The 4,441-nt window shown below is 53.9% G+C and carries 3 protein-coding genes; all 3 read right to left on the reverse strand.

Features of this window, described 5'->3' with window-relative positions:
- Positions 1-138: 138 nt before the first annotated feature.
- On the reverse strand, positions 139-1,260 hold the full coding sequence (locus tag CJ255_RS20105) for a radical SAM protein (protein WP_097645870.1): 1,122 nt from the start codon (positions 1,258-1,260) through the stop codon (positions 139-141).
- Positions 1,261-1,447: 187 nt separating this feature from the next.
- Positions 1,448-3,481, reverse strand: coding sequence for an ATP-binding protein (locus CJ255_RS20110; RefSeq protein ID WP_097645871.1), 2,034 nt, complete (start codon positions 3,479-3,481; stop codon positions 1,448-1,450).
- Positions 3,482-3,513: 32 nt separating this feature from the next.
- Positions 3,514-4,194, reverse strand: a complete 681-nt coding sequence (locus CJ255_RS20115) for a response regulator transcription factor (RefSeq protein WP_097645872.1) — start codon at positions 4,192-4,194, stop codon at positions 3,514-3,516.
- Between the last annotated feature and the right edge of the window lie 247 nt (positions 4,195-4,441).

A 4,441-nucleotide genomic window follows, 5' to 3' on the forward strand; every position in this document is an offset into this window, starting at 1 on the left:
CAGGTCGTTGGTTCGCGTTGCATGAGAAAACTCTTGACACCGCATCCAAAGCTTCTCAAAAACTCTATACCTGAAAGCCTCCCGCCTTCTCGCCTCCCGCCTTCTCGCCTCCCGCCTTCTCGCCTCTCGCCTCTCGCCTCACGCCAACAAATGGCCCTCATGCGGCGACGAAGAGCCGCGCAGCGAGCGCACGCGCCAAATGAGGTTGCCCAAGGGCGAGCCAAAGCGTTCGATCAGGCGCTGCCGATCACGTACTTGGTCGTAGATCTGTCGCGCCATTTCGCGCAGTTGGCCCTCATCAGCCCCAACTTCGGCAGCATCATCGTGCGCTACGTCAAAGTGAACCTCGTCGAGGCTAAAGGTAGCAGCCACATCAACCAGTTGCGCGATGGACTCATAGGGTGGCGCTAGGGTGAGCCAAGCGCGGACAAAGATCTCATGCTGACGGGCATGGGTCACGACGACGCGTAGCGCCTCGCGGGCAGACGTTGACTCAAAGAGGTTGGCAGCATCAAGGTGCAAACAGAAGCCTTCGCAGCCCGCCTGCGCCATCTGGCCAATCAGCTTGGCATCAAGTTGTTCAAACTGGACATTGGCCTCCCAGCCTACACCTAAGTTCGCTTCACAGAGACGGGCAAGCAACTCATCGAGCCAAGGGCGTTCACGGGTAAGATCGAAATCGGGAATGAGGTAGTGGCGTAGGCCAAATTCAGATGAGACGCTACGTAATTCAGCTACAAGTTGGGCAGGATTCCGTAACACAAAGTGCCCGTTGGGTTCAACCGCACCAACGATCAGGGTGGTTTGCAACTCACCACCAACGGCACGCAAATGGTACCCCTCCAAGGAAAGCAGGTGGCGCGCCGGCAGGGGCAGCGTATCAACACTGAGCGAGGTGGTTGACTCACTGGCCCCATAGTGCTGATCAAACCAAGCGAGGAGACTAGCACAAACGTGGGGCGCATCAAGACCACTGCGGCTCATCTGGATTGAGAGGCTGCGCATTTCACTGCTACGGGGCAGTGCGGCAACCGCCGCATTGATTGTTTCAGGCAGTTCGCCTGCAATCAGCACCACCCGGGGACGAAAAGAGTGGAGTGGTTTGAACGCATCGGTAAAGGGAACCTCTGGGCTTAAACCAAGATCGTAGATGCGTACAATATGGCGGCGCTGTTCAAGCAGGGTTGCCAAGTATGCAAGCGTAAGGGGTGGGTAGTTGGGCTTCCCCGGCGCAGGCAGCGCGATAAGAGCTATATTCAAGGGAACACCTCATTTCCCAAGTATACCATCTGATAAGCTGCACACGTAAACTTGGCTGATACTATACCATATTCAACGCCAAGACGTAGATAAATCGTTAATGAAAACTATGGCTGCGCGAGATGACAGTTTATTCATCAGGGATGGGCTGTACGCTCTTGCCCTATTTTCTCTATCCTTGTTCCGATCACACCACGACCTTATTGAGCGTCTGCTCACGATGGACGAGGGGCAGGGTGAAGGTAAAGCGGCTGCCTTGGCCCTCTTCGCTTTCGACCCAGATGCGCCCATTATGGCCTTCAATAATTTGCTGGCAGATTGCGAGGCCAAGCCCCAGGTGAGCCCCATGTTGGGCCGATTTATGTTCTAGGCGATAGAAGCGACTAAAGATCTTCTGCTGCTGATCGGCTGGTACCCCAACCCCCGTATCGGTGACATGCACGAGTACCTCGCTTGCGTTCACTTGGGCACTAAGCCTCACATGCCCACCCGCTGGCGTCGCCTTCAGGGCATTTTCGACCAGATTGGTAAGCACTTGATCGATCCGTTGGTTATCCATCAAAATCTCAGGCAACTGGTCGGGCAACTCAGTGGTAACGTGCAGACCAAACTGTTCAGCCTGTACCTGAAAGCGGTTGCAGGTGGTGGTGATCAAGCTGTGCAGGTTAGCCCAATGCAGTTGCAGCCGCAGATGCCCAGATTCTAGGCGATTAAACTCTAACAGTTCGGTGATGCGGCGATTCAGTTCATCGGCGCGATCAGCCGCAAGACCCAAGAACTCCTGTTGGTTCTCGTTTAGCGGCCCCACGCGCTCTTGGACGACTACCTTGAGGAAGCCAATGAGCGTATGGAGCGGGTTACGCAGTTCGTGGGAAACCATCGAGATAAATTCGACCTGGCGCTGTTCTTGGCGTTTCTGTTCGGTGGTATCGTGCAGGGTAAAGGCCACAAAACTCTGTTGTTCGGCATCAACCTGCACTAGCGAACCGTACAGCAGATAGTGGCGCTCCTGCTCCTCTGAACCGACTTGTAGCGCCATGCTCTCGACCGTCTGCCCATTTAGACGAAGGGTTTGATTCAATTGTTCCAATTGTTCACGCAGTCCGCCGTGTTGAGCATCGCTATGCTGCAAGGCGCGGTAGGCCAACGGATTAGCCAAAATGGGCGCGCCCTGCTCATTCAGCACCAAGAGCCCATCGCCAATATCATTGAGGACTGCCTCAAGCAGGTGTCCCTGCCGGGCAAGCTTGGTATGCAATTCGGCGTTATGGATGGCTACACTCGCCTGGATACTAAACGAGGTTAAGTGGCGTGCATCGGTATCAGTAAAGAGACTTGTCTCAACCCCAACGACCGTTAGGGCACCCAACAGTTTACCACCGGGGTCTATCAGGGGCACGCTCAGAGCCGATTTAATCCCGAATTCAGCGAGACTATGCCATGGCGAATCGGGTTGCACATTGGTTACGATGATTGATGTACCTTGAGCCACAGCGCGACGGGCGAGTACTTCAGCCCAGTCGGTGCGTACATTCATGCGTTGATCGTTACTCAGTGTTGCGTGGGTAAACTGCTCGCCTAGCGTTTTGCTCAAGGCCGCCGCACTAACCCGTTGAGCCCCAAGCATTTGAACAAGGCTATCAAGGATTTGGCTCAAGACCGCATCAAGGCTCAACGAACCAGTAATCGCCCGCAGGCTCTCTTCGAGTGCCTGCTGACGGCGATTCCGCACCCGCAGATCGTTATTCGAGGCTTCAAGCTCGGCTACTTGGGCGAGATGGTCGCTCTGTGCCTCAGCCAAGTTCGCGCTGAGGCGCTCAATGTGGCCAAGGCGCTGCTCGGCGATAACCAGCAACAGCACCACAAAGCCAAGGGTTCCGCCCATCAGACCAATCAAGACGAACCAATGTTCAGGGTTCAACAGGGCCACACGTTCAGACACATAGAGCGCTGCTACATTGAGCGGCCCAAGCAGCAGCGGGATCACGATGGGCCAGAGGGCGAATTCGCGGAAATAGAAGGCCTTGAGGCCCATGACCAGATAGCTTGGAAAGATCGCTAATGTGAGTGGGCCAACAAAAAGCAGCAAATAGCCAACAAGGGCCAGATCGCTCATTACTGAAGCAATGAGCAAAGCCCGAAAGGTTTGCCGCTGATCAGCCGCTCTGAAGCGTCGCAACGCCCAGATCAGGCCAAGATTTATGATGGCATATAGGATCATACAACAAATGCCAGCAGCACCCAGCCTTCAACTCAAGGCTCAAACTTATAGCCCAAGTTACGCACGGTCACAACATGACGGGGGTGTTCTGGGTCAGGTTCAACCTTGGTGCGCAAGCGACGAATATAGACGGCGACGAGGTTACTCTCACCTTCGTAATCGTAACCCCAGACCTTGCTTAAAATCTGACTTATGTTTAGAATACGTCCAGAGTTTTTCATGAGATAGTATAGCAGACGAAACTCCAGCGGTGTCAACTCTACAATCCGGCCATTTGCAAAGAGAACCTTATGTTCAACCGGATCGAGCGTAATTTCACCCTGACTCAAGCGCGACGAGGGGTTGAGCATGTCGCTATTCCGTCGCCGTAACACCGCTTCAACCCGTGCTAACAGTTCTGAAGGTTCATAGGGCTTCACCAAGTAGTCATCGCCGCCAATCTGCAAGCCCATCACCCGATCTTGGAGTTGCGAACGACCAGAAAGGAAGATGATTGGCACATCCGAATTGCGGCGAATCTGACGACAAATGTCAAAGCCACTCGATTTGGGCATCATCACATCAAGGAGGATGAGATCGGGTTTGTGCTGCTCAACTGCTTGTAAGATGCCTTGAGCATCATAGGCTTTGCAGACACGATAGCCCGCCTCTTCGAGGACAAAGGACGTAAGTTTAACACTAGGAATATCGTCATCTGCTACGAGGATATGCATGGAATTGCTCCTTGTTACCCATTGCGCTCCTGCTTTCCATAGAACATTTTTTCTTCCCCCTTGGCAGCTTCACCGCCAAGGGGGAAGAAAAAAGCGGGTTCGCAGCCTAGCCCTACCGGGCGAAGCCTAGCCTAACAGTTAAATCTTACCAGAAGTTCATCTCTTTTGGGGCGCAACTTGTGGACGAGGTGCGTAACTGTTTCGTGTTATTGCTTACTCACCTTAGAAGCTGTCTGAAAAGCCGGGG

The organism is Candidatus Viridilinea mediisalina (assembly GCF_002532535.1).
GTDB lineage: Bacteria > Chloroflexota > Chloroflexia > Chloroflexales > Chloroflexaceae > Viridilinea > Viridilinea mediisalina.